22 protein-coding genes are annotated in these 23,900 nt (G+C 71.4%); 12 read left to right on the top strand and 10 right to left on the bottom strand.

Translation table 11 applies throughout. The features are described from left to right. The first annotated feature begins 10 nt into the window (after positions 1-10). Positions 11-319: a hypothetical protein gene (locus ASG96_RS09030; RefSeq protein ID WP_057587776.1), complete on the top strand. Its 309-nt coding sequence runs from the start codon at positions 11-13 to the stop codon at positions 317-319. Between the two features lie 83 nt (positions 320-402). On the opposite strand, the gene ASG96_RS09035 is transcribed toward ASG96_RS09030, so the two are convergent. After that, positions 403-981, bottom strand: coding sequence for a TetR/AcrR family transcriptional regulator (locus ASG96_RS09035; protein WP_057587777.1), 579 nt, complete (start codon positions 979-981; stop codon positions 403-405). A gap of 44 nt (positions 982-1,025) precedes the next feature. Between ASG96_RS09035 and ASG96_RS09040 the strand changes: the two genes are divergently transcribed. After that, a complete protein-coding gene (locus ASG96_RS09040) occupies positions 1,026-2,030 on the top strand; it encodes an NAD(P)-dependent oxidoreductase (protein ID WP_082591800.1) in 1,005 nt (334 codons plus the stop codon). On the opposite strand, the gene ASG96_RS09045 is transcribed toward ASG96_RS09040, so the two are convergent. Next, complete coding sequence (locus ASG96_RS09045) at positions 2,027-3,421, bottom strand: AI-2E family transporter (RefSeq protein WP_235509120.1); 1,395 nt, start codon at positions 3,419-3,421, stop codon at positions 2,027-2,029. The genes ASG96_RS09040 and ASG96_RS09045 overlap by 4 nt on opposite strands. A gap of 113 nt (positions 3,422-3,534) precedes the next feature. Next, positions 3,535-4,875, bottom strand: coding sequence for a crotonyl-CoA carboxylase/reductase (ccrA, locus tag ASG96_RS09050; RefSeq protein WP_057587779.1), 1,341 nt, complete (start codon positions 4,873-4,875; stop codon positions 3,535-3,537). Positions 4,876-5,177: 302 nt separating this feature from the next. Between ccrA and ASG96_RS09055 the strand changes: the two genes are divergently transcribed. Then, positions 5,178-5,837, top strand: a complete 660-nt coding sequence (locus ASG96_RS09055; RefSeq protein WP_057587780.1) for a DUF998 domain-containing protein — start codon at positions 5,178-5,180, stop codon at positions 5,835-5,837. A 46-nt stretch (positions 5,838-5,883) separates the two neighbouring features. Then, the gene (locus ASG96_RS09060; RefSeq protein WP_082588531.1) at positions 5,884-6,687 is read left to right on the top strand and encodes a polysaccharide deacetylase family protein; all 804 of its coding nucleotides are present in this window, start codon (positions 5,884-5,886) and stop codon (positions 6,685-6,687) included. A gap of 9 nt (positions 6,688-6,696) precedes the next feature. On the opposite strand, the gene mce is transcribed toward ASG96_RS09060, so the two are convergent. Further along, positions 6,697-7,137, bottom strand: a complete 441-nt coding sequence (mce, locus tag ASG96_RS09065; RefSeq protein ID WP_056753518.1) for a methylmalonyl-CoA epimerase — start codon at positions 7,135-7,137, stop codon at positions 6,697-6,699. A gap of 137 nt (positions 7,138-7,274) precedes the next feature. Between mce and ASG96_RS09070 the strand changes: the two genes are divergently transcribed. The 8 genes from ASG96_RS09070 to ASG96_RS09105 all read left to right on the top strand — a co-directional run bounded on the left by ASG96_RS09070 (position 7,275) and on the right by ASG96_RS09105 (position 14,230). Continuing rightward, complete coding sequence (locus ASG96_RS09070) at positions 7,275-8,480, top strand: acetyl-CoA C-acetyltransferase (RefSeq protein ID WP_057587782.1); 1,206 nt, start codon at positions 7,275-7,277, stop codon at positions 8,478-8,480. A gap of 19 nt (positions 8,481-8,499) precedes the next feature. Then, positions 8,500-9,465, top strand: a complete 966-nt coding sequence (meaB, locus tag ASG96_RS09075) for a methylmalonyl Co-A mutase-associated GTPase MeaB (RefSeq protein WP_056754640.1) — start codon at positions 8,500-8,502, stop codon at positions 9,463-9,465. A gap of 55 nt (positions 9,466-9,520) precedes the next feature. Then, complete coding sequence (locus ASG96_RS09080; RefSeq protein ID WP_057587783.1) at positions 9,521-10,537, top strand: GNAT family N-acetyltransferase; 1,017 nt, start codon at positions 9,521-9,523, stop codon at positions 10,535-10,537. Between the two features lie 50 nt (positions 10,538-10,587). Beyond that, on the top strand, positions 10,588-10,902 hold the full coding sequence (locus ASG96_RS09085) for a thiamine-binding protein (RefSeq protein ID WP_056753523.1): 315 nt from the start codon (positions 10,588-10,590) through the stop codon (positions 10,900-10,902). Next, positions 10,895-11,398 carry a GNAT family N-acetyltransferase gene (locus ASG96_RS09090; RefSeq protein WP_057587784.1) on the top strand — a complete coding sequence of 168 codons (504 nt, stop codon included), beginning with the start codon at positions 10,895-10,897 and terminating at the stop codon, positions 11,396-11,398. Before ASG96_RS09085 ends, ASG96_RS09090 begins: the two co-directional genes overlap by 8 nt. Before the next feature lie 222 nt (positions 11,399-11,620). Then, complete coding sequence (locus tag ASG96_RS09095) at positions 11,621-12,613, top strand: hypothetical protein (RefSeq protein ID WP_235509121.1); 993 nt, start codon at positions 11,621-11,623, stop codon at positions 12,611-12,613. A 14-nt stretch (positions 12,614-12,627) separates the two neighbouring features. Then, positions 12,628-13,575 (top strand): tetratricopeptide repeat protein, encoded by a 948-nt coding sequence (locus ASG96_RS09100; RefSeq protein WP_057587785.1) that lies wholly within the window; start codon positions 12,628-12,630, stop codon positions 13,573-13,575. A gap of 217 nt (positions 13,576-13,792) precedes the next feature. Continuing rightward, entirely contained in the window at positions 13,793-14,230 is a 438-nt protein-coding gene (locus ASG96_RS09105; RefSeq protein ID WP_157610757.1) for a hypothetical protein, read from the top strand. A 32-nt stretch (positions 14,231-14,262) separates the two neighbouring features. On the opposite strand, the gene ASG96_RS09110 is transcribed toward ASG96_RS09105, so the two are convergent. From ASG96_RS09110 to ASG96_RS09135, 6 genes are read right to left on the bottom strand one after another with little or no spacing between them, the layout of a single operon-like run. Next, positions 14,263-14,754 carry a hypothetical protein gene (locus ASG96_RS09110; RefSeq protein ID WP_057587786.1) on the bottom strand — a complete coding sequence of 164 codons (492 nt, stop codon included), beginning with the start codon at positions 14,752-14,754 and terminating at the stop codon, positions 14,263-14,265. After that, entirely contained in the window at positions 14,751-16,397 is a 1,647-nt protein-coding gene (gene pgm / locus ASG96_RS09115; protein WP_057587787.1) for a phosphoglucomutase (alpha-D-glucose-1,6-bisphosphate-dependent), read from the bottom strand. Before pgm ends, ASG96_RS09110 begins: the two co-directional genes overlap by 4 nt. Next, positions 16,394-18,676 (bottom strand): 1,4-alpha-glucan branching protein GlgB, encoded by a 2,283-nt coding sequence (gene glgB / locus ASG96_RS09120; RefSeq protein WP_056753538.1) that lies wholly within the window; start codon positions 18,674-18,676, stop codon positions 16,394-16,396. The genes pgm and glgB overlap by 4 nt, the downstream gene beginning before the upstream one ends. Further along, on the bottom strand, positions 18,673-20,100 hold the full coding sequence (locus ASG96_RS09125; protein WP_057587788.1) for a hypothetical protein: 1,428 nt from the start codon (positions 20,098-20,100) through the stop codon (positions 18,673-18,675). Before ASG96_RS09125 ends, glgB begins: the two co-directional genes overlap by 4 nt. Then, positions 20,100-21,806, bottom strand: a complete 1,707-nt coding sequence (gene treS, locus ASG96_RS09130; protein WP_056753542.1) for a maltose alpha-D-glucosyltransferase — start codon at positions 21,804-21,806, stop codon at positions 20,100-20,102. Before treS ends, ASG96_RS09125 begins: the two co-directional genes overlap by 1 nt. A gap of 3 nt (positions 21,807-21,809) precedes the next feature. After that, the gene (locus tag ASG96_RS09135) at positions 21,810-23,828 is read right to left on the bottom strand and encodes an alpha-1,4-glucan--maltose-1-phosphate maltosyltransferase (protein WP_057588375.1); all 2,019 of its coding nucleotides are present in this window, start codon (positions 23,826-23,828) and stop codon (positions 21,810-21,812) included. Between the last annotated feature and the right edge of the window lie 72 nt (positions 23,829-23,900).

Consider the following 23,900-nt stretch of genomic DNA (forward strand, 5'->3'; position numbering starts at 1 on the left):
CGCTGGAGCCATGCCCTCGCGTCGTCGTCCCAGCAAGCACACGCGCGCGCACGTGCCGCTCGACGTGACGCGGATCCAGGGTGGCTCGACGCGCGAGGAGTCGTATGCCGGCACGCGCTGGACCGTGCGCTCGGTGAGCGGCGCGTCCGCCACCCGTGACTACCTGTGCCCGGGCTGCCAGCAGGACATCCCGCCGGGTCTGCCGCACGTGGTCGCGTGGCCGGCCGAGGGCGTCGGCGGGCTCGGTGACCGGCGCCACTGGCACACCGGGTGCTGGCAGCGCCGAGACGCCCGTCCGCCCGGCAACGCCTACCGCTGACGACTCGTCCGGTCGATGTATCCGGCGGTCACCCGTGACCGCCGGATACATCGAACCGTGGAGGGCGTCGGGGCGTGAGGGCGTCAGGCGTCGAGGACGGGGGCCAGCTCGCGCGACACGAGGCGCAGGGGAGCGGTGTCGTGCTGGGCTCGGGCGAGCACGATGGCCCCCTCGAGTGCGCACAGCATGAGGGTCGAGAGCGCCTGCGCCCGTCGAGGTCCACGGCCCATCGCGACGAGGGCTGCGGTGATCGGGCGCTGCCACGTCTGCAGGGCCGAGACCGCAGCCTCCCGCACGGTGGCGTTGGTGTCCGCACAGTCGACGACCGCGGCGGCGACCGGGCAGCCTCGTTCGTAGTCACGCGACTCGAGGTCGGCCGCCCAGTCCTCGGCGATCGCCGCGAAGAGCCGCGCCGGGGTCGGACGCCGCATCCGTGCGACGTGCTCCTCGACGCGTGCCGCAGCCCAGGTGCCGGCCCAGCCGAGCGCCTCGCCGACGAGCTGGTCCTTGCCGCCGGGGAAGTAGTGCTGGAGCGACCCACGCGGGGCGCCGGCGTCGGCGGCGACCTGCCGCAGGCCCGTGCCACCGACCCCGGCGCGGCGCAGGTGCTGGGCGGTCTCGTAGACGATGCGCTCGCGGTGTCCGCGGGTGCTGGCTGACATGTCGCCTCCGGTGCTCGGGTGATGACTCGACTATGACAGTCGTCATGATTCACCGCTACTATGACGGTTGTCATAGTAGGCACGACTGGCTGGAGGTCGCCGTGGAGGCTCGAGTCGGGTTCGTCGGTCTCGGCATCATGGGGCACTCCATGGCAGCCAACCTGCGTCGTGCGGGTGTCCCTCTCTCCGTGTGGAACCGGTCGCCGGAGCCCACATCGGACCTTGCAGCGCTGGGTGCCGTGGTGCGCAGCTCGCCCGCAGCACTCTTCGACGCCAGCGACGTCGTGCTGCTCATGCTCGCGCATGAGTCCGCCGTCGACGAGGTCCTGCAGCGGGGGAGTGACGTCTTCACCCGGATGGTGCGGGGCCGCACGGTCGTGCACCTCGGCACGACCTCGCCCGGCTTCTCGGCGGGGCTGGGTCGTGACGTCGAGGCTGCCGGCGGCGACTACGTCGAGGCGCCGGTCTCGGGCTCACGCATCCCGGCCGAGCGCGGGGAGCTCGTCGCCCTCGCCGCCGGTCGACCGACGGTGCTCGACCGTGTCGAGCCGCTGCTCGCCCCGATGTGTCGCGAGGTCCTGCGCTGCGGGTCCGTCCCTGCGGGCACGGGCACCAAGCTCGCCGTCAACCTCTACCTCTGCACCATGGTCGCGGGGCTGGCCGAGGCCTACCACCTGGCCGACCGTCTCGACCTCGACCTCGACGTCTTCCGGCAGGCCCTCGACTCCGGTCCGATGGCGAGCGCGGTGTCGGCCGTCAAGCTCGCCAAGCTCGTGGCGCGCGACTTCGAGGCCCAGGCCGCGGTCCGCGACGTCCACACGAACACCCGGCTCATCGCCGAGGCGGCCCGGGCCGTGGGAGCAGCGAGCCCGCTGCTCGACGCGACCCGCGAGCTCTTCCGCGCCTCGGAGGCCGCCGGGCTCGGTGCGCTCGACATGGCCGCCGTCGTCACCGCCCTCGAGGGCCGCGACCCCAGCCCGGCCGGGAGGTCACCGCACGACACCTCCCCGGGCACACGGCATACGCCCTCGGGGGACGCCGGCTCCTAGTGCCGGCGCTGGCGCGGGACGAGGACCTCCTCGTAGAGCAGCAGCGCGCCCGCGGCGAACGGGATCGCGAGCAGCGCGCCGAGGATGCCGAGCAGGGCGCCCCCCGCGAGAGCGGCGACGACCGTCACGGCACCCGGGACCGCCACGGTCCGCTGCATGATGCGCGGCATGACGGCGTAGTTCTCGATCTGCTGGTAGACGATGAAGTAGATGATGACGATGAGCGCCTTCTTGGGCTCGTCGAAGAAGGCGACGATCGCGACGACGGTCGCCCCGAGGGTCGCGCCGATCATCGGGATGAGCCCGAGGAAGCCGACCAGCACCGCCAGCACCGCCGCGAACTGGAGCCCGATGAGACTCATCATGATCCAGGCGAAGAAGGCGTTGATCGCGGCGACGGCGACCTGGCCGATGGCGTACGACCCGACCCGACGCATCACCTCCTCGGAGAGCGAGACGGTGCGCGGGCGCCGGGTGGCCGGCACGAGGGCGTAGGCCGCCTGCTTGACCGCCGGGAGGGACGCAAGGAAGTAGAGGGTGAGGACGAGGACGGTCAACCCGCTGAAGACGCCGGTCGCGATGACCTTGCCCGCGTCCAGGACGCCCCCGAAGACGCCGGCCCACAGGTTGCCGTCGGCGACGCGCTTGCTGACCTCCTCCTGGATGCGTTGGACGAGCTGGTAGCGGTGGTCGACGTCCTGCACCCACGGGTTTGCCAGGAGGTTGTCGAAGAGCCGCGGCGCGTTCGTCGCGAGCTCGCTGCCCTGCTCGGCCACCGGCGGGATGACGACCCATCCGACGAGCGCGAAGACCGCGAGCACGGCGAGGAAGACGATGGTGACGGCCCAGCCGCGACGGAGGTTGCGACGGGCCAGCGCCTCGACGAGGGGGTTGAGGGCGAGCGTGAGGAAGAAGGAGATGACGAGCAGCGTGATGACCGTGCCGAGCCGGCCGACCGCCTGCACGACGGCATACGCCGTCAGCACGCCGATGGCGCCGACGAAGCCGATGTAGAAGGGCGACTGCCGGTTGAACGGGGTGCCGCTCGGACCGAAGTCGCGGCGGGCGCCCTTGCCGCGCTTGCCTCCTCCGGTCGGCGCCTGCGCCTTCTCCGGCGCGACGGGGCCGGGCGGCGGGAGGTCACCGCCGGGTGGCGGCGGGGTGCCCCGTCCCGCGTCCGACGGGGCGAGCGGGAGGGTGCTCGCGAGCAGGTCCTGCTCGGGCTGCTCGGCGTGATCGGGCTGATCGGGCTGATCGGTGCGGGAGGGCTCGAGCCCGCCGTACGCCGCCCGCGAGGCCTGCTCGTCGAAGCCCAGGTCGCGGGCCCGGAACTCGTCCATCCGGGCGCGCTGGGCGCGGCGGTACCGCGTCCACCGTCCCCAGATGCTCACGCCCGCGAGCCTACGTCAGGCGGCTCGTGCGGGCTCGGGTCGAGCGTGGCGTGTCAGCCCGCGGGACACCTCGCGAGGCGTCCCGCAGGTCGGTGGGACGGAGTGCGCGCCGGTCACTGGTTGGCGAAGCGGTTGATCGCCGACTCGAAGCCCGCGCGCTTCTCGGGGTCGGTGACGCCGAGGCCGGGCTCGGGGGAGAGCGTCAGCACGCCGACCTTGCCCTGGTGGGCGTTCTGGTGGACGTCTAGCGCTGCCTGGCCGACCTCGTCAAGCGTGTACGACTTGCTCAGCGTCGGGTGGATGAGCCCGCGGTTGACCAGCTCGTTGGCCTCCCACGCCTCGCGGTAGTTGGCGAAGTGCGAGCTGACGATGCGCTTGAGGTTCATCCAGAGGTAGCGGTTGTCGTACTCGTGCATGTAGCCCGACGTCGACGCGCACGTGACGATGGTGCCGCCCTTGCGCGCCACGTAGACGCTCGCGCCGAACGTCTCGCGGCCGGGGTGCTCGAAGACGATGTCGACGTCGTAGCCGCCGGTCAGCTCGCGGATCTTCTTGCCGAGGCGCTGCCACTCGCGCGGGTTCTGCTCGGTGCCCTCGTCGTTCCAGAAGCGGAAGTCCTCGGCGTTGCGGTCGATGATGAGCTCGGCGCCCATGGCGCGGCAGATCTCGGCCTTCTCGGGCGAGGAGACGACGCAGATCGGGGTCGCTCCGCCCGCGAGGGCCATCTGGGTGGCGTAGGAGCCGAGGCCGCCCGACGCACCCCAGATGAGCACGCGGTCGCCGAGCTTCATCGCCGCGCCGTTCTTGGAGACGAGCTGGCGGTAGGCCGTGCTGTTGACGAGGCCGGGCGAGGCGGCCTCCTCCCACGTCAGGTGGCCGGGCTTGGGCATGAGCTGGTTGGCCTTGACGATCGCGAGCTCGGCGAGGCCGCCGAAGTTCGTCTCGAAGCCCCAGATACGCTGCTGCGGGTCGAGCATCGTGTCGTTGTGGCCCTCGGCGTCCTCGAGCTCGACGGACAGGCAGTGCGCGACGACCTCGGTGCCGGGCTTCCACTTCGTCACGCCGGGGCCGGTGCGCAGGATGACGCCCGCGAGGTCGGAGCCGACGACGTGGTAGGGCAGGTCGTGGCGCTTGGAGAACTCGGACATGCGGCCGTAGCGCTCGAGGAAGCCGAACGTCGAGACCGGCTCGAAGATCGAGGTCCAGACGGTGTTGTAGTTGATCGCACTGGCCATGACGGCGACGAGCGCCTCGCCCGGCGCGAGCTCGGGCACGGGGACCTCGTCGATGTGCAGCGACCTGCGCGGGTCCTTGTCGCGCGTGGCGAGACCCTCGAACATGCCGACCTCGTCCTTGTGGACGGTCGCGCCCCGGTAGGTCCCGGGGATCTCGATGTTCGCGTAGGTCTCCTGGGTGCGGTCGCCGGAGAGGATGGCGTCGCGGATGGCCTGCATTGAAGGTCCTTACGTCGCAGCGTCATTGGTGAATCGAACGTGGGCGGTGTGCCAACGAACGTAGCGAGACGTGACCCGCGGGTAGCCGCTTCTGAGACGGCCACCACAGGTGACCTGGGTCACGAGGGCGATGCGACGTGGGCGGCCGCTCCGACGGACCGCCACGACGTCGTATGCCGTGTCGCCGGCGAGCGTCGACGGGCGCCGGCGCGCACGTGGTGGCGGTCCGACGGTCCGGTCCATCCGCGCGCGGGGCCGGCGGTGCCGGGGCTGGTGCGGCGGGCGGCCGATACGGTCGGCGCGTGCGACGGACGACGGCGGGTCTCGGGTGCTGGCTCGTGCAGCCGGGCTACCTGCTCGTCGAGCTGCTCGTGGCTGCGGGCGCCTCGGCGGCGTACAGCCTCCGCGACGACACGATCAGCGCGCTCGGGATGCTGACCTGCGCCCCCGGACACGCGGGGGCGGTCGTCGACGTGTGCTCGCCCGGGCACGTGGCCCTCGACGTGGCATTCGTCGTCTTCGGCCTCCTGCGGGCGGCGGGAGCCGTCCTGCTGCGACCCCGGCTCGGTCCTGGCAGATGGGCGCTCGCGACGGTGTGGCTCTGGGTCGTCTCGGCACTCTTCGCGGCCGCCGTCGGGCTCGCGCCGGTCGACCGCCGGCCGGGGTGGCACGTCGTCGTGGCGCTGCCCGTCTTCGTCCTGCAGCCGCTCGCGGTCCTCGCCACCGCCGAGGCGCTGCGGAGGTCGGGCGCCGTGCCCCGGGCCGTCGCCGTGTCGGGCCTCGTTCTCGGCGGCCTCATGCTCGCGGCGGCCGTCGCGTTCGGTCTGCGGCTCGGCAGCCCGACGTGGGTCGGGGGGCTCGAGCGCCTCGCCCTGTGGCCGACCTACCCGTGGCTCGCCGTCGTCGCCTGGGCGCTGGCTCGTTCGACCCGTCGACACGTCAACGAGCCGACCGCGACCTGACCGCAACACCCTGCGCGCCCACGGGTGCCTGCGTCACACTGTCGCCGTGCAGTCAGGGGACGTGTTCGAGACCGTGTCGAGGCGGTCGGTCGTGCTCGGCGCGGCGAGCCTGTGCGCACTCGTCGCGTGGCCACGGGTCGACGAGGCGCTCCATCCCGGCGGTCCGGGCCGCGAGACCGACAGTCCGGCCCTCCGGCACGACGTCGACCCGCACGGGATCACCCGGGTCGCGACGACGCGACCGTGGGTGGCCCTGACCTTCGACGACGGGCCGGATCCCCGCTACACCCCTGCCGTGCTCGACAGATTGCGCGAGTTCGGATGTCGTGCGACGTTCTTCGCGGTCGGCAGCAACGTCGAGGCGCATCCTGATCTTGCGGCGCGGATCGTCGCGGAAGGACACCGTCTGGCGAACCACACGCACGACCATCTCTGGCTCGACCGGGTGGACCAGGCCACGGTCAGCGACCAGCTCCGCCGGGGCGCGGCTGCGGTCCAGGCCTTCGACCGCAGCGCTGCCGAGCTGGTCCGCCCTCCACGTGGGTGGACGTCCCGGGCGGTCGCAGCCACGACGCGCGGCCTGGGTCTCCGGTCGGTCTTCTGGAGTACGTGCCTCGAGTCGGCGCTGCGGGACGGGCCGGGAGCCGCCGGCGACGAGATCGGTGCAGGTCTTCGTCGGGGGGATGTCGTCCTGGCCCACGACGGGGGGCGGGTGGTGGGCCCCAACCCGCAGGACATCGACCGCTCACGCACGGTCGAGGCCCTGCCGGCTCTTCTCGAGAGGCTCCGGGGTGCAGGCCTGCGGGGAGTGCCGGTGCAGGAGCTCGTCGCGGCCGGCCGTCCGCGCTGACATCGGGAGTCAGTGCGCGGTGCCTGAGGGCTCGACGAGCTCGACGAGGACCCCGCCGGCGTCCTTCGGGTGGATGAAGTTGACCCTGCTGTCACTCGTGCCGCGCTTCGGGGTGTCGTAGAGCAGGCGCAGGCCGCGCTCGCGCAGCGTCGCGCACACGGCGTCGATGTCGGTGACGCGGTAGGCGAGCTGCTGGATGCCCGGGCCGCTGCGGTCGAGGAACTTCGCGATCGTCGACTCGGGGGAGAGCGGCGCGAGCAGCTGGATGCACGACCCGGAGTCGCCGACGCCCATCATCGCCTCGCGGACACCCTGCTCCGCGTTGGTCTCCTCGTGGAGCAACCTCATGCCGTAGGTCCCCTCGTAGAAGGCGATGGCGGCGTCGAGGTCGGGCACGGCGATGCCGACGTGGTCGATGTGGGTGAAGAGGGGGGCGGGAGTCGCGCTCATGCTCCCAACGTAGGGCGGCGTCACGGCAGACGGCACGGGTATGCCGTGTGCGCTTGGTCATGCTCCTCGCGGGCCCCGCGGGGCCCCGTCTACAGTTGTCGGGACACCCCCAAATGACGTCGGAAGAGGCTTCACCCATGACTGCTGACCGTCCCACCTCCGTGATCGTCGCCGGTGCCCGGACCCCCATGGGTCGGCTGCTCGGCTCGCTCAAGGACTTCTCCGGATCGGACCTCGGTGGCGTCGCCATCAAGGGCGCTCTCGAGAAGGCGGGCGTGGCCCCGGAGCAGGTCGAGTACGTCATCATGGGCCAGGTGCTGCAGGCCGGCGCCGGCCAGATACCGGCTCGCCAGGCCGCCCACGCCGCCGGCATCCCGATGACCGTCCCGGCCCTGACGATCAACAAGGTCTGCCTCTCGGGCATCAACGCCATCGCCATGGCCGACCAGCTGATCCGCGCCGGCGAGTTCGACGTCGTCGTCGCCGGCGGCCAGGAGTCGATGACCAACGCGCCGCACCTCATGACGAAGTCGCGCGAGGGCTACAAGTACGGCGACGTGACGATGCGCGACCACATGGCCTTCGACGGCCTCTGGGACGCCTTCACCGACCAGGCCATGGGGCTGCTCACCGAGCAGGCCAACACGGGCGACCAGGCCTTCACGCGCGAGGAGCAGGACGAGTTCTCGGCGCGCAGCCACCAGCTCGCCGCCAAGGCGTGGAAGGACGGCCTCTTCGACGACGAGGTCGTCAGCGTCTCGATCCCGCAGCGCAAGGGCGACCCGGTCGTCTTCAGGAACGACGAGGGCATCCGCGCCGACACGACGACGGCCTCGCTCGGCGGGCTGCGTCCGGCCTTCAGCAAGGACGGCACCATCACCGCCGGCTCCGCCTCGCAGATCTCCGACGGCGCAGCGGCCGTCGTCGTCATGAGCAAGGCGAAGGCCGAGGAGCTCGGCCTCACCTGGCTCGCCGAGATCGGTGCCCACGGCGTCGTCGCCGGCCCCGACTCGACGCTCCAGCAGCAGCCGGCCCGCGCCATCGCCCGCGCCTGCGAGAAGGAGGGCATCACGCCGGCCGACCTCGACCTCGTCGAGATCAACGAGGCCTTCGCGGCCGTCGGCCTCGCCTCGGCCAAGGAGCTCGGGATCGACATCGACAAGGTCAACGTCAACGGCGGCGCCATCGCGCTCGGCCACCCGATCGGGATGTCCGGTGCCCGCATCGCCCTGCACCTCGCGCTCGAGCTGAAGCGCCGGGGTGGCGGCGTCGGCGCGGCCGCACTCTGCGGCGGCGGCGGTCAGGGCGACGCCCTAATCGTCCGCGTCCCCGCGTCCGCCTGATCGCTCGGGCACCCTCCGCGTGGCACGCCGATCCGTCGACGTCCCCGCCCTGGTCGAGTCGGCCAGGGCGGGTTCGCCGCGTGCCGTCGCCCGGCTGATCTCCCTCGTCGAGGACGGCCACGAGTCGCTCCGCGAGGTGATGGCGGCGCTCGCGCCGTACAGCGGCAACGCGTGGGTCATCGGTCTCACCGGCTCCCCGGGTGTCGGCAAGTCGACGACGACGACCGCGCTCGTCGGCGCCTTCCGTGAGCGTGGCCTGCGCATCGGCGTGCTCGCCGTCGACCCGAGCTCACCCTTTTCCGGCGGCGCGCTCCTCGGCGACCGGGTCCGCATGCAGGACCACGCTCTCGACCCCGAGGTCTACATCCGGTCGATGGCCTCGCGTGGGCATCTCGGCGGGCTGTCGTTCACCACACCGCAGGCCATCCGGGTGCTCGACGCGGCCGGCTGCGACGTCGTCCTCGTCGAGACGGTCGGCGTGGGGCAGTCGGAGGTCGAGATCGCCGGCCTCGCCGACACCTCGGTCGTGCTGCTCGCACCCGGCATGGGTGACGGCATCCAGGCCGCGAAGGCCGGCATCCTCGAGATCGGCGACGTGTTCGTCGTCAACAAGGCCGACCGCGACGGCGCCGACGCGACCGTCCGCGACCTGCGCCACATGATCTCGCTGGGCGACCGCAGCGAGCCGGGTCTGTGGCGCCCGCCGGTCGTGAAGACCGTTGCGGCACAGAAGGTCGGGATCGACGAGGTCATGGACGCGCTCGACAAGCACCGCGCCTTCCTCGAGGAGAACGGCGAGCTCGTGCGGCGCCGCGAGCGCCGCGCGGCCGACGAGATCGAGACCATCGCACTCACGGCGCTGCGCGCCCGGCTCGGCCACGTCGGGGGACACGAGGGGGTCGCAGCCCTGGCCCGTGACGTCCTCGCCGGTCGCACCGACCCCTATGCCGCCGCCGACCGTCTCGTCGAGCAGCTCGGCACCTGAGGCGCGGCCCGGTAAATCGATGGCGCCGCGGACGCCGCGGTGTCACCGTCGAGGGATGGACATCATCCCGCTCGACCATGACGACGACGTCATGCTCAAGGAGCTCTTCGGCGTGGCCACGCGCAGCGAGTCCGTGTCCCGCGTGCAACCGATCCAGCGCACGGAGGAGGAGTTCCTCAAGATGGTGCGCTTCCAGTTCCCGGGGGAGCGGCAGGAGGGCGCGGTCGCCGTCGTCGACGGTTCGCCCGTCGGCTGGGCCCTCGTCTTCTTCCCCGAGCGCGACAACCTCGACAAGTGCTGGTCGCACGTCGAGGTCGACCCGCAGCACCGCCGACAGGGGGTCGGGTCGGCCCTCGTCGAGTGGCTGGAGGAGCGGGCCAGGGCCGCCGGGCGCGAGATGCTGCTGGCCGAGGTCTTCGTACCGGTCGGCGACCGTCAGTCGCACGCGGACCGCGAGTTCGCCCTGCAGCGCGGTTTCTCCGTGTCGAGCGTCGAGATCGTGCGCTCGCTCCCGCTGCCGGTCGAGCCGCAGGTCATGGACCACCACGAGCGTCGCGCCGCCGAGGCGATGGGCGACGCCTACGAGCTGAGCGTGTACGTCGACGGCGTGCCGCACGAGCTCCGCCAGGGCGTGTGCGACGCCTCGAACCGGCTCATCCTCGACGCCCCCACGGGCGACGTCGAGTTCGAGCCCGAGTCGATGACCGTCGAGGACTACCAGACGATGCTCGACCACCAGCGCGACACCGGGCGCACGGTCATCACGGCCGTCGCCGTCCACCGCGAGACGGGCGTCGTCGCCGCCTACACGGACCTGTCCGTGCCCACCGGCGACCCCCACGTCGTCTTCCAGTGGGGCACGCTCGTCCTGCCTGAGCACCGCGGCCACCGGCTGGGCATGGCGGTCAAGGTCGCCAACCTCAGGGAGCTGGCCCGCCTTGCGCCGGAACGCCGTTCGGTGCAGACCATGAACGACGAGCAGAACCCGTGGATGGTCCAGATCAACAAGGACCTGGGGTTCGCCATCATCGAGGAGGCACTCACGATGAAGAAGTCCTTCCTGGCCGGATAGGCAGCCGGGGCGGCCGGGCGACGAGGACGGCGGCGGCATACGGTGGGGTCATGCTGATCGCCTTCTCCGTCGCCCCCACCGTCGCGGCCGACGACACCGGATCGGTGTCCGACGCCGTCGCCCGAGCCATCCGCGTCGTGCGCGACTCGGGTCTGCCGCACCGCACCGACGCGATGTTCACGACGATCGAGGGGGAGTGGGACGAGTGCATGGCTGTCGTGAAGCAGTGCTGCGACGTGCTGGCGGAGACCTCGCCGCGTGTCGGGCTCGTGCTCAAGGCCGACATCCGTCCGGGCTGGACCGGCGAGCTCGACGGCAAGCTCGATCGGCTCGAGGATGCGCTCGGCCGTCAGCAGGATGACTGACGGCGACTGGGAGCTCCGACCGCTCGCGCCCGAGGACTGCGACGAGCTCGCCCGGGTGCACATGGCGGTCTGGCGCGACGCGTACGCCGGTGTCATGCCGGCGGACTACCTCGACGGGCTGAGCGACGAGCGCTGCGCGGACCGCTGGCGTGAGAGCGCCGCCCGGCCCGAGGACGCGCCCGAGCGCACGCTCGTCGTCGTCGACCCCCAGGGACGCCTCGCCGGGTTCGGCAGTGCGGGCCCGACCCGGGACGAGGACGCCCCCACCGAGTGGGAGCTGTATGCCGTCAACCTCGCCGCGCGCGCTCGTGGCACCGGCCTGGCGGACCAGCTGCTCGACCGCCTCGTGGGCGACCGCGACGCGACCCTCTGGGTCATCGAGGGCAACGCACGGGCCAGGGCCTTCTACACACGCCGCGGCTTCGTCGACGAGGGCGGGCGTGACGTGCACCCGGCGACCGGCACCCCGGAGATCCGGATGGTCCGTCGCGCCTGACGGGTGCAGGACACTCTGCGCATGACGGGCAGAGGGCGCAGAACCCCGACGTGACCGGCCTGACACGGGGAGGGCGCCCGTGCACGATCCGCGTCGGTAGTGTCCGGAAATGTCCTCGGCGAGCCGCTACCGCGGATTGGGGAAGCAGCACGGTCCGTGCGTATCGTGGGTCGCGGCCGAGCGTGATCGGCCGGTCCCCCTGTGTCATCGAAAGGCTCTTCCATGCCCCGCACCGCGACTCGTCGACGTGCTCTTGCCGCCGCGCTCGCCTGCGCTGCCATGCTCTCTGCCTGCACCGGCAACTCCGACGACGGCACCGCCGGCACCGGCGTCTCCGTCACCCCCGTGGTCGCCGCGGACGTCGCGGACAGCTCCGCAGCCTCGGCGGTCAGGGCTGCGGCGACGTCGTCGCTCGACGCCACGGCGGCAGGCCGGGCAGCACGGCAGAAGGCCTTCGTCGGCGCCGCGCTCCAGTCCGCCAACGCGTACGCCAAGACGCTCCCGGGGCGGACCGCTGCGGAGAAGGCCGATGCCGAGCTGGCCACGACGGGTGTCAAGGTCCTCGCCCTCTCGCGCGCGGGGGACAACCCGGCCCAGGTGCTCGCCCAGACGACCCTGAAGAAGACCGGCGCCGCCGTCCTCGTGCTGCTCGTCGGCGACACGTCGGGCACGGGGTTCAAGGCGGCGGCCGTCACGCCGATGCTCCCGGACGCCAAGCTCGACGCCCTCGACCCGACGAGCGACGGCTCGGCCGCCATCGCGGACGGCAAGGGCCTCAGCGCCAAGCCCGACGACGTCGTCTCGGCGTTCGCGGCCTCGGTGAAGTACCCCGACCCGACGACGACCAAGGTGCTGGCCGACGACCCGCTCTCGGAGCAGCTGCGCCAGTCGGCTCGCGCCCAGTCGCAGGCCCTCAACAACCAGGGCGCCTTCACCCAGGAGCACGAGCCCAAGGGCGTCCTCGGCGGCCTGCGCCTCAAGGACGGCAACGGCGCCATCGTCTTCGCCCACCTCGTGCGCAACGACGCCATCGCCATGCGGACGCCCGTCAAGCTGACGCCGGCCAAGGACCTGACGCTCCTGACCGGCATCAAGCAGATCACGACGGAGGCCAACCTGACCTCCAACGAGATCGTCGCCATCGTCATCCCTGCGTCCGGGCCGGCGCGCATCGTCGCCGCATCGGACCAGCTCGTCGCCGGCTCGGGTCGGTGAGGCAGGATTGATCTATGAGTCACCAGCCATTCACCGCAGCAGCACTTCGCGGTGCCGTCGACCTGTCATCGCTCAAGCGTCCGGCCCAGCCGGCTGGCCCCGCCTCCGGCGCGGCCTCCACCACCGCGGACGGTGCCGGCCTCGTCATCGAGGGCACTGACGCCTCGATCCGCGACGTCATCGCCGCGTCCGACCGGCACCCCGTCGTCATGGTGCTCTGGTCGCCACGACTGCAGGAGTCGGCCGACTTCGTCACGACGCTCGGCTCGGTGGCCCGCCGCTACGCGGGTCGCTTCCAGCTCGTGACCGTCGACGTCGACGCGAACCCCACGATCCTGCAGGCCTTCCAGGTCCAGGCCGTCCCGGTGAGCTTCGCGTTCGTGCAGAGCCAGCCGGTACCGCTCTTCGAGGGCGTGCAGCCCGAGGCGCAGGTCACGGCCGTCATCGACCAGGTGCTGCAGCTCGCGGGGCAGCACGGGGTCACCGGCACCGTCACAGTGGGCGACGACGCCCCGGCGGCAGCGGACGAGGCGCAGGAGGAGCAGCCGCTGCCCCCGCTGCACCAGCAGGCCTTCGACGCCATCGAGTCGGGCGACCTCGACGGGGCCGCCGCTGCCTACCGCGAGGCTCTCGCGCAGAGCCCCGCCGACACCGACGCCAAGCTCGGCCTCGCCCAGGTCGGGCTCATGCAGCGCACGCACGGCGCCGACCTCCAGGCGGCTCGAGCCGCAGCGGCCGCCGCCCCGACCGACGTCGACGCGCAGATCCTCGTCGCCGACCTGGACCTGCTCGGCGGCCACGTCGAGGACGCCTTCATGCGCCTCATCGACACCGTGCGGGTCACGGCTGACGCCGACCGCAACACGGCTCGCGAGCACCTCGTCGAGCTCTTCGAGGTGGTCGGCACGAGCGACGAAAGGGTCGTCAAGGCCCGCAAGTCGCTCATGAGCGCTCTCTTCTGAGCGGTCGCGCGCCGGGCCGGCAATCCAGCCGTGGCTGAACGGATGTCACCACGTCGCCCGCTCTTCGACGGCCATCCAGCCGCGGCTGGATGGCCGCTGCGGACCACCGATTCGGGATATCTGCTGACGCCAGTGTCCGGATGGGTCACCATCGAAGGACGTCGTTCGGTCCACAGGGGCCGCTCGGGGAGCGGACGTTGCCTGGAGGGTGAAAATCATGATGGGACGAGTTGCAGGCCGCGCCATGGGCGCACTCGCACTCTCGGGAATGCTGGTCGCCGGATCCGGTGTGGGGGCCTGGGCGCACGAGTGCTTCAACGCCAGTCGTTCGGAGCAGGGGAACGCCAGTGCGGGCAGCCACTCGCAGGCGTGGGTCACGATCGCCATCGCGGACCTGATTGCCGGTGACGTGGCCGCCGGCCTCTATTCGGAGGAGGACGGCGCCTGCATCTACGAGGCCTACTCCGCAACCGGATCGCCGCTGACCTTCACGCTGATGGTCAAGGGCGCCCGAGGGAGCGACGGCGTCATCGGGGCCAAGAACAAGAACGAGTGGCTCCACAGCGACGGCAAGGGCATCGATCACCTCTTCGACGCCTACGGCGGAGCGATCGTCGGGTCGTTCGAGGCGTGCGGAGTGACCCCGCCGTTCTGAGCGCACGTCACCGCCGAGCCGCCGCTGAGCTGTCAGCCCGGCTCGGCGGTGACGACCCGGGTGTCGTCCAGGTGGTCCAGGACGTGCGTGCTCGTCTCCTCGGCCGACCGGTCGTCATCGTCGACCCAGAGTCCCCAACGCGGGGTGTCGGGCGCGAGCGACGGGTGCCGCAGCACGACGAGATGGACCGTCTCGGGGGCGGCGAGGTCGAGGAAGTCCTCGAGATGGGCGCCCTGCACGTCATCGGTGACGACGGCGTCGAAGCCCTCGAGCTGGAAGGTCTCCGCCGCAGCGAGCGCCGCCGACCACCGCAGCAGCAGCTGGCCGAGTCGCTCGGCGGTCAGGGGGCCGTCGGTGGGCATCCGCCCCGACACGAGCATGCCGTCGATCACCTCGCCGTCGACGACGGCACTCCGGTCGAGCGCTCGCGCCAGTGACACCGCCACGGCGACGCGCTCGACGGCGTCGGGACCGGTGACGAGGAAGAGCCGGCCCCGGGCCGGGTCGGGGCCGGCCTCGCTCATCCTCCGAGGGCCGCCGAGACGACGTCCTTGGCCTCGGCCTGGACGCGCGCGAGGTGTTCGGCGCCCTGGAAGGACTCGGCATAGATCTTGTAGACGTCCTCGGTGCCCGACGGGCGCGCGGCGAACCAGGCGCTGTCGGTCGTCACCTTGAGGCCGCCGATCCTGGCCCCGTTGCCCGGCGCCTCGGTCAGCTTGCCCGTGATCGGCTCGCCCGCAAGGGTCTCGGCCGTCACGTCGTCGGGGGAGAGGGCGCCGAGCTTGGCCTTCTCCTCGCGTGACGCAGCCGCGTCGATGCGGGCGTATGCCGGGTCGCCGTGTCGCGCGGTGAGCTCGGCGTAGTGCTGGCTGGGGGTGCTGCCTGTGGCCGCGAGGATCTCCGAGGCCAGCAGCGCGAGCAGGATGCCGTCCTTGTCGGTCGACCAGACCGCGCCGTCCCGGCGCAGGAAGCTCGCGCCGGCGGACTCCTCGCCGCCGAAGCCCACCGAGCCGTCGAGCAGCCCGGGCACGAACCACTTGAAGCCGACCGGGACCTCGAGGAGCGTCCGGCCGAGGTCGGACGCGACGCGGTCGATCATCGAGGACGACACGAGGGTCTTGCCGATGGCGGTGGTCGCGGGCCAGTCCGGCCGGGCCCCGCCGTAGAGGTACTGGATGGCGACGGCAAGGTAGTGGTTGGGGTTCATGAGACCCGCGTCGGGCGTGACGATGCCGTGCCGGTCGGCATCGGCGTCGTTGCCCGTCGAGATGTCGTAGGCGTCCTTGGCGTGGATGAGCGAGGCCATCGCGGACGGGGAGCTGCAGTCCATCCGGATCTTGCCGTCCCAGTCGAGCGTCATGAACGCCCACTGGGGGTCGACGCGCGGGTTGACGACGGTGAGGTCGAGGCCGTGACGTTCGCCGATCTCGCCCCAGTAGGCCACGGCCGCGCCACCCAGCGGGTCGGCGCCGATGCGGACGCCGGCCTCGCGGATGCGCGCGAGGTCGACGACGTTCGGGAGGTCGTCGACGTAGGTGCCCATGAAGTCGTAGGAGCCGGCCTCGTCCCTCGCCTTGTCGAAGGGGACCCGCTTGACGTCCGTCAGGCCACCGCGGATCAGGTCGTTGGCGCGCGTGGCGATGACGGACGTCGCATCGGTGTCGGCCGGGCCGCCGTGCGGCGGGTTGTACTTGAAACCGCCGTCGGCCGGCGGGTTGTGTGACGGCGTCACGACGATGCCGTCGGCGAGACCGCTTGCCCCCGAAGCCTTCCCGCGGTTGGCGCGCAGGATGGCGTGGGAGACGGCGGGGGTGGGCGTGAAGCCGTCCCGGTCGTCGACGAGCACCTGCACCCCGTTGGCGACGAGCACCTCGAGGGCCGAGCGCCAGGCGGGCTCGGACAGCCCGTGCGTATCGCGACCGATGAAGAGGGGCCCGTCGAAGCCCTGCGAGACGCGGTAGTCGACGATCGCTTGCGTCGTGGCGAGGATGTGGTCCTCGTTGAAGGCGGTGCGCAGGCTCGAGCCCCGGTGGCCCGACGTCCCGAACGCGACCTGCTGGTCGGGGTCGTCGACGTCGGGGTGCCGGTCGTAGTAGGCCCCGATGAGGGCGTCGACGTCGACGAGGTCCTGCGCCTCGGCCGGCTGGCCTGCGCGTGGGTGGGTCATGAGGGGTCTCCGTTCGTCGTCGGGACGGCGTCGTCGCCCGAGCCGGTCCCGGCGGGGAGGTCCGGGGCGGTGGGCTCGTCGACGGGGACGAGCCAGACGGTCGACAGGCGCGGGACCGTCAGGTCGGCGGCATACGGCTGCTGGTGCCAGGCCTCCTCGCGTGCCTCGACGACGATGCCGGTGCTGCTCGGGGCGTCCGGGTGGTAGCCCGCGGTGTCGAGGACGACCGTCCACCTCCCGCCGCGCGGCAGGCCGATCCGGTAGGACTGCTGCGTCTCGCCGCTGAAGTTCATGACGCACGCGACCACGGGTGCGTCGGTTGCCCGGTCGCCGGTGCCGAAGCGCAGCCACGAGAACGTGTTGTGGGCCGCGTCGTCGGCCTCGAGCCACTCGAAGCCCGAGCGGTCGGCGTCGAGCTCCCACAGCGCACGGTTGCCCCGGTACAGGCCGTTGAGGTCCTTGACGAGGTTGTGGACGCGGTAGTGGAGCGGTTGCTCGAGCAGCCACCAGTCGAGGCTGCGGCCCTCGGACCACTCGGACTCCTGCCCGAACTCGCAGCCCATGAAGAGCAGCTGCTTGCCGGGGTGGCACCACAGGTAGGCGAGGAAGGCCCGCAGCGTCGCGACCTGCTCCTCGCGCGGACCCCGCGACTTGCGCAGCAGCGAGCCCTTGCCGTGGACGACCTCGTCGTGGCTGATCGGCAGCACGAAGTTCTCGTCGAACGCGTACATGAGCGAGAAGGTCAGCTTGCCGTGGTGGTAGCTGCGGTAGATGGGCTCCTCGCCGAGGTACTTCAGCGAGTCGTTCATCCAGCCCATGTTCCACTTGAAGCCGAAGCCGAGGCCGCCCTCGTTGGTCGGCTTCGTGACGCCCGGCCACGTCGTCGACTCCTCGGCGATCGTGACGATGCCGCCGACCCGCTTGTACGCGGTGCCGTTGGTCTCCTTGAGCAGCTCGACGGCCTCGAGGTTCTCGCGCCCCCCGTCCTTGTTGGGCACCCACGCCCCGGCGTCGCGGGCGTAGTCGAGGTAGAGCATCGAGGCCACGCCGTCGACGCGCAGTCCGTCGAGGTGGAACTCCTCGAGCCAGTAGATGGCGTTGGCGACGAGGAAGTTGCGCACCTCGGGCCGGCCGTAGTCGAAGATGTTGGAGCCCCACTCGGGGTGCCAGCCCTTGCGGGGGTCCGGGTGCTCGTAGAGCGGCAGGCCGTCAAAACGCGCGAGGGCCCACTCGTCGGTGGCGAAGTGCCCGGGCACCCAGTCGAGCAGCACCCCGATGCCGGCCCGGTGCAGCTCGTCGACGAGGAAGCGGAAGTCGTCGGGTCGCCCCCAGCGTGAGCTCGGCGCGTAGTAGCCCGTGACGTGGTAGCCCCACGACGGGACGTACGGGTGCTCCATGACGGGGAGGAGCTCGACGTGGGTGAACCCCAGGTCGCGCACGTAGTTGACGAGGTGCTCGGCGAGCCCGCGATAGCCGAGCTCCTGGCGCCACGATCCGAGGTGGACCTCGTAGATGCTCATCGGTCCCTGGTGGGCGTTGCTCGTGCGGCGGCGCTCCATCCAGTCGTCGTCGCGCCAGTCGTAGTGGGTCTCGGTGACGATGGCCGCCTGCTTGGGCGCGACCTCCGTCATCCGCGCCATCGGGTCGCTCTTGAGCCGGACGAGCTCGTCCGGGCCGCGCACGGCGAACTGGTAGTTCATCCCCTCCTGGGCGCCGGGCAGGAAGAGCTCCCAGATGCCGCTCTCGCCGAGCGCCCGCATGGGGTGCGAGCGGCGGTCCCAGTCGTTGAAGTCGCCGATGACGTGGACGGCCTTGGCGCGTGGCGCCCACACGGCGAAGGAGACACCCCAGACGTCACCGAGAGGGCCCGGGTACTGGCGCACGTGCGCCCCGAGGACGGTCCACAGCTGCTCGTGGCGTCCCTCGTTGATGAGGTGGCGGTCGATCTCGCCGAGCGTCGGGGCGAACCGGTAGGGGTCGTCCTGCTCGTGCTCGACGCCGTCGCCGTACTCGACGAGGAGGCGGTAGTCGTGCGTCGTGCCGAAGTCGGGCGAGGTCATCGACCAGATGCCGTCGCGGACGTGCTGCAGGTCGACCCGCTCGCCCGAGTCGAGCCGGGCGCCGACGCGCGTCGCGAACGGACGGTAGGCCGTGATCGTCAGGCCGCCCGGGCCGACGTGGTGGCCGAGCAGGTCGTGCGGCTGGCCGTTGCGGCCCTGGAGGAACGCCGTGATGGCGGCATCGTCGAGGGAGGGACCGTGGGCGGTCTCGGTGGTCATGGCGTGCCTTCCTCGGTGGTGAGTCGCTCGACGGCGCCGAGCGGGATCGGCAGCCACGAGGGCCGGTTGCGGGCCTCGTAGACCACCTCGTAGAGCGCCTTGTCGAGCTCGAGCGCGCGCGTCAGGGCCTGGGCGTCGGCGTCGGGCGCACCTGCGACGGAGGCGTACCCGTCGAGGAAGGCGGTGCGGCAGGCTGCGGCCCAGGCCGTCGCGTCGACGGGCGACTCGGCCAGCGCGACGGAGCCGGCGGCGTAGTCGAACGAGCGCAGCATGCCGGCGACGTCGCGCGCCGTGAGGTCAGGGCGGACGCGTTCGGCGAGCGGGCGCAGCGGCTCACCCTCGAAGTCGAGGGCCACCCACCCGCGCTCGGCCACGTCGAGCACCTGGCCGAGGTGGTAGTCGCCGTGGATCCGCTGCAGGGGCGGCCAGTGGACGTCGCGCACGGACGCGACGACGCGCTCGACGGCGGCCGAGCGGGACGCGAGGTCGGGCACGAGGGCCACGGCGGCGGCATACCGCTGGTGCATCGACGTCACGACCGCCTCGCGGGCCTCGGGAGTCACCTCGTGGGTGCCGAGCGAGTGCGCGAGAGCCGTGTGGATCTGCGCGGTCACGACGCCGAGGTCGCGGGCCCGGCCCGTGAAGTCCGTGCCCGAGGCGGCCGCGACGAGCGCCACCCGCCAGGCGTCCTCGACGCCCGGGATGAACTCCTGCGCGAACGCGAGGTGGCCGCGCATCTCCGGGCCACCGGTCGGCGCGTCCCAGGCGCCCGCCAGGTGGCCGATGGCCATCGGGACGCGGTCGGAGCCCTCCTCGGTCAGGGCGGACTGCACGATGACGTCGGGGTTGTCGCCGTCCTGGAGGGTGCGGAAGACCTTGACGATGACCGGCTCGGCCGGGCCGCCGCCGGGGGCGGCCATGCGGCAGATGATCGAGGTGTTGGACTGCTCGCCGGTCAGCACGGTCGACGACGACACGGAGCCCTCGGCATGGCCCGTCGAGGAGCCGGTGGCGAGGGCGTTGCTGCCCACCGACGCCTGCGCCTCGTCGGAGACGCCGGACCCGAGGATCGTCGCCATGAGCTGGGAGACGTAGACGGGGTCGTGCGGTCCGTCGTAGACCCAGCGCGTGCCGAGGACGCTGTGCTCCATCGTGCCCAGCAGGGCGCGCTCGGCGCCGTCGAGCGGGGCGGCGCGGTAGGTGAGCGGCACCTGGTACACGACAGCGGGGGCGACGGCCTCGTCGGCGAGCAGGAGAGTCTCGCACCCGACCTCGCCCTCCGGGTCCTCGAAGCGGAAGCCGCCGACGCGGCGCAGCTGCGGCACGTGGCCCTTGCCGTGGTACCACCGCTGGCGCGGCATCCACTCGGTGACCATCTCGGTCTTGGTCGGCACGATCGACGCGCCCTTGTGCACGATGGCCATCAGCCGTGGTCCTCCCCGCCCCGCAGGCGGAGCCAGAAGAAGTCGCGGGAGCCGAGCGTCAGCGTGACCCGGCCGTCGCTCGCCACCCAGGGGAAGCCGCTGCCGCCGAACAGGTCGATCAGCTCGCGGCCCGCGAGGTGCTCCGGGAGCTGGATCGTCGCGGCCTGCGGTCGGCTCGAGAGGTTGTTGACGCAGAGCACGGCCTCGCCGGGCTCGTTGCCGTCGGCCTCCATCGTGCGCGTGAACGAGAGGATGGCGTCGTTGTCGGCCTCGACCACCGTGAAGTCGCCGAGCCCGAAGACGGGGTGGCGTCCGCGGACCTGGAGCATGCCGCGTACCCAGTGGAGCAGGGAGGCCGAGGAGGCCATCTGCGCCTCGACGTTGATGTTGTTGTAGTGGTAGACGAGGCTCGAGATGACCGGAAGGTAGAGCTTGCCCGGGTCGACGCTCGAGAAGCCGGCGTTGCGGTCGGGGGTCCACTGCATCGGGGTGCGCACCGCGTCGCGGTCGGTGAGCCAGATGTTGTCGCCCATCCCGATCTCGTCGCCGTAGTAGAGGCACGGCGACCCCGGCAGCGACAGGATCAACGCGTGGATGAGCTCGATCTCGGGCCGTGAGTTGTCGAGCAGGGGAGCGAGCCGGCGTCGGATGCCGACGTTGGCGCGCATGCGCGGGTCGGGGGCGTACCAGCCGTACATCGCGGCCCGCTCCTCGGGCGTCACCATCTCGAGCGTCAGCTCGTCGTGGTTGCGCAGGAAGGTGCCCCACTGCGTGCCGCTCGGGATGGCCGGGGTGTCCGCGAGCACGTCGATGATCGGCGCGGCGGTCTCCTCGCGGAGGGAGTAGTAGAGCCGCGGCATGACCGGGAAGTGGAAGCACATCTGGCACTCCGGCGCCTCCTCGGAGCCGAAGTAGTCGACGACCTCGGCGGGCGGCTGGTTGGCCTCCGCGAGCAGGATCCGGCCGGGGTACTCGGCGTCGACCATGGCGCGCAGCCTGGCGAGGAACTCGTGTGTGCGCGGGAGGTTCTCGCAGTTCGTGCCCTCCTCCTCGAAGAGGTAGGGGACCGCGTCGAGACGGAAGCCGTCGATGCCGAGGTCCATCCAGAAGCGCACGATGTCGAACATCGCCTCCTGCACGGCCTCGTTCTCGAAGTTGAGGTCGGGCTGGTGGCTGAAGAAGCGGTGCCAGAAGAACTGCCGGCGGACCGGGTCGAATGTCCAGTTGGACACCTCGGTGTCGACGAAGATGATGCGCGCGTCGTCGTAGCCGTCGTCGGTGTCGGACCAGACGTAGAAGTCGCCGTAGGGACCGTCGGGCTCCGCGCGGCTCGCCTGGAACCACGGGTGCTGGTCGCTCGTGTGGTTCATGACGAAGTCGGTGACGATGCGGATGCCGCGGGCGTGCGCCTGCGAGACGAGCTCGGTGAACTCGGGCAGCGTCCCGAACTCGGGCAGGACCGCCTTGTAGTCCGCGATGTCGTAGCCGCCGTCCCGGAGCGGAGACGCGTAGAAGGGCGGCAGCCACAGGCAGTCGACACCGAGCCACTGGAGGTAGTCGAGCCGGTTGATCAGGCCGGTGAAGTCACCGGCGCCAGAACCCTTCGAGTCGGCGAAGGCGCGGACGAGCACCTCGTAGAAGACCGCCTTCTTGAACCACTGCGGGTCGTGCTTCAGGCCGGGCTGGGACAGGTTGAGGCCCTGCATGCGTCAGTGGCTCCTCACGTGGATGATGTGGACGGGCTCGGAGTCGGGACCGAGCCGCACGAAGTTGTCCTGGCGCCACTCCCACGTCTGGTTCGTGATGTGGTCGTGCGCGTCGAACGTCGACCACGTGGCCATACCCAGTGCCTCCATGTCGAGGTGCACCCACGTCTCACGGGTGGCGTGCGGGTCGAGGTTGGCGATGACGAGGACGGTGTCGCGCTCGCCGGTGGCCCGGTCGACCACGCGGGTCTTGCTGAAGACCATGACGTTCTCGTCGTCGGCCGCGTGGAAGCGCAGGTTGCGCAGCCAGTGCAGCGCGGGGTGCCAGCCGCGGATGTCGTTGAGCCGCTTGAGGTACCAGGCGAGCGAGCGGCTCTCGAGGGGGCCGCCCGGTTCGTAGAGGTACCACTGGCGGTCCTTGTACTCGTACTTCTCGTTGTCGATCTGCTCCTCGGCCCCCGGGCGTGCGACGTGCTCCATCAGCTCGTAGCCGGCGTAGATGCCGTAGGTCGGCGACATCGTCGCGGCGACCGCGGCGCGGAGCTTCCACGCGGTGGGCCCGCCGTACTGCATGTAAGGGGTGAGGATGTCGTGCGTCGTCGGCCAGAACGCCGGTCGCATGTAGGCCGACCCGGTGCCCTCGCCGGCGAGCTCGGTGCCGTACTCCTCGAGCTCCCACTTCGCGTTGCGCCAGGCGTAGTAGGTGTAGCTCTGCTGGAAGCCGGCCTTGGCGAGGTGGTGCATCATCGCCGGCTTCGTGAACGCCTCGGACAGCCAGATCGTGTCGGGGTGCTCCTGGGCGACGTCGGCGATCAGCCACTGCCAGAAGGCGACCGGCTTGGTGTGGGGGTTGTCGACGCGGAAGATGCGCACGCCGTGGTCGAGCCAGACCTGGATGACCCGGCGCACCTCGGCGTAGGACCCCGCGGGGTCGTTGTCGAAGTTGAGCGGGTAGATGTCCTGGTACTTCTTCGGCGGGTTCTCGGCGTAGGCGATGGTGCCGTCGGCCCGGGTCGTGAAGAGGTCGGGGTGCGTCTGGACCCACGGGTGGTCAGGAGAGGCCTGGAGCGCGATGTCGAGCGCCACCTCCATGCCGACGCGGCGCGCCTCGGCGACGAAGTAGTCGAAGTCGTCGAACGTCCCGAGGTCGGGGTGGAGGGCGTCGTGCCCCCCGTCGGGCGAGCCGATGGCATAAGGGGATCCGGGATCGCCGGGCTGGGCGGTGAGGGTGTTGTTGCGACCCTTGCGCGCCGTCGTGCCGATCGGGTGGATCGGTGTCAGGTAGACGACGTCGAAGCCCATGTCGGCGATCGCGGGCAGCCGCTTCGCTGCGGACCGGAAGGTCCCGGAGACCCAGTCGCCGGTCTTCTCGTCGCGGTGCGCCCCCTCGGAGCGGGGGAAGATCTCGTACCAGGCGCCGTAGAGCGCGCGCTCGCGCTCGACGAGCAGGGTGTATGCCGGTGAGGTCGACACGAACTCGCGCAGCGGCACGAGCGCGGCGAGTCCCGTGATCTCGGGTGAGGTCGCCGCTCCGAAGCGGTGGGCGGCGGGGGCCCGGTTGTCGCTGAGGGCGACGACGCCCTTGTCGATCTCGGAGGCGTCGACACCGAGGCCGCGGACGGCGTCGGCGAAGCGCTCGAGCACGCGGACGCCCTCGGCGCACATGAGGTCCTCGTCGACGCCGGCGGCGATCTTGATGCCGGCGTCGTGGACCCACGTCGCGTAGGGGTCGGACCAGCCCTCGACGCGGTAGGTCCACCAGCCCTCGCGGTCGGCGACGACGGTGGCGGCCCACTCGGACAGACCGGGGTTGACGCTGTGCATCGCGAAGTAGTGGTCGGTGCCGTCGGGATCGGTGAGCACGGCCGTCGCGTTGACGGCGTCGTGGCCCTCGCGGAAGACCTTGGCCCGGACGGTGAACTCCTCGCCGACGACCGACTTCGCCGGGCGCGTGCCCCCGTCGACGAGCGGGCGGACGTCGCTGACGGGGATGCGTCCCATCGGGAGGGCGCCACCCGGCATGCCCTCGACGGTGGGCGGGGCGCTCACGGGGTGGTCGGGGGCGAGGTGAACCGCTCCTGCCTCGGTGTCGTC

It is taken from the genome of Terrabacter sp. Soil810, assembly GCF_001429645.1.
Classification (GTDB): Bacteria; Actinomycetota; Actinomycetes; order Actinomycetales; family Dermatophilaceae; genus Terrabacter.

What these genes read in the sequence shown, in the direction of transcription:
- ASG96_RS09030 (WP_057587776.1), top strand. Translation starts at nt 11, where the DNA reads ATGCCCTCGCGTCGTCGTCCCAGCAAGCACACGCGCGCGCACGTGCCG.
- ASG96_RS09035 (WP_057587777.1), bottom strand. Translation starts at nt 981, where the DNA reads ATGTCAGCCAGCACCCGCGGACACCGCGAGCGCATCGTCTACGAGACC.
- ASG96_RS09040 (WP_082591800.1), top strand. Translation starts at nt 1,026, where the DNA reads ATGATTCACCGCTACTATGACGGTTGTCATAGTAGGCACGACTGGCTG.
- ccrA (WP_057587779.1), bottom strand. Translation starts at nt 4,875, where the DNA reads ATGCAGGCCATCCGCGACGCCATCCTCTCCGGCGACCGCACCCAGGAG.
- mce (WP_056753518.1), bottom strand. Translation starts at nt 7,137, where the DNA reads ATGAGCGCGACTCCCGCCCCCCTCTTCACCCACATCGACCACGTCGGC.
- ASG96_RS09070 (WP_057587782.1), top strand. Translation starts at nt 7,275, where the DNA reads ATGACTGCTGACCGTCCCACCTCCGTGATCGTCGCCGGTGCCCGGACC.
- ASG96_RS09080 (WP_057587783.1), top strand. Translation starts at nt 9,521, where the DNA reads ATGGACATCATCCCGCTCGACCATGACGACGACGTCATGCTCAAGGAG.
- ASG96_RS09085 (WP_056753523.1), top strand. Translation starts at nt 10,588, where the DNA reads ATGCTGATCGCCTTCTCCGTCGCCCCCACCGTCGCGGCCGACGACACC.
- ASG96_RS09090 (WP_057587784.1), top strand. Translation starts at nt 10,895, where the DNA reads ATGACTGACGGCGACTGGGAGCTCCGACCGCTCGCGCCCGAGGACTGC.
- ASG96_RS09095 (WP_235509121.1), top strand. Translation starts at nt 11,621, where the DNA reads ATGCCCCGCACCGCGACTCGTCGACGTGCTCTTGCCGCCGCGCTCGCC.
- ASG96_RS09100 (WP_057587785.1), top strand. Translation starts at nt 12,628, where the DNA reads ATGAGTCACCAGCCATTCACCGCAGCAGCACTTCGCGGTGCCGTCGAC.
- ASG96_RS09105 (WP_157610757.1), top strand. Translation starts at nt 13,793, where the DNA reads ATGATGGGACGAGTTGCAGGCCGCGCCATGGGCGCACTCGCACTCTCG.
- ASG96_RS09110 (WP_057587786.1), bottom strand. Translation starts at nt 14,754, where the DNA reads ATGAGCGAGGCCGGCCCCGACCCGGCCCGGGGCCGGCTCTTCCTCGTC.
- pgm (WP_057587787.1), bottom strand. Translation starts at nt 16,397, where the DNA reads ATGACCCACCCACGCGCAGGCCAGCCGGCCGAGGCGCAGGACCTCGTC.
- glgB (WP_056753538.1), bottom strand. Translation starts at nt 18,676, where the DNA reads ATGACCACCGAGACCGCCCACGGTCCCTCCCTCGACGATGCCGCCATC.
- ASG96_RS09125 (WP_057587788.1), bottom strand. Translation starts at nt 20,100, where the DNA reads ATGGCCATCGTGCACAAGGGCGCGTCGATCGTGCCGACCAAGACCGAG.
- treS (WP_056753542.1), bottom strand. Translation starts at nt 21,806, where the DNA reads ATGCAGGGCCTCAACCTGTCCCAGCCCGGCCTGAAGCACGACCCGCAG.
- ASG96_RS09135 (WP_057588375.1), bottom strand. Translation starts at nt 23,828, where the DNA reads ATGCCGGGTGGCGCCCTCCCGATGGGACGCATCCCCGTCAGCGACGTC.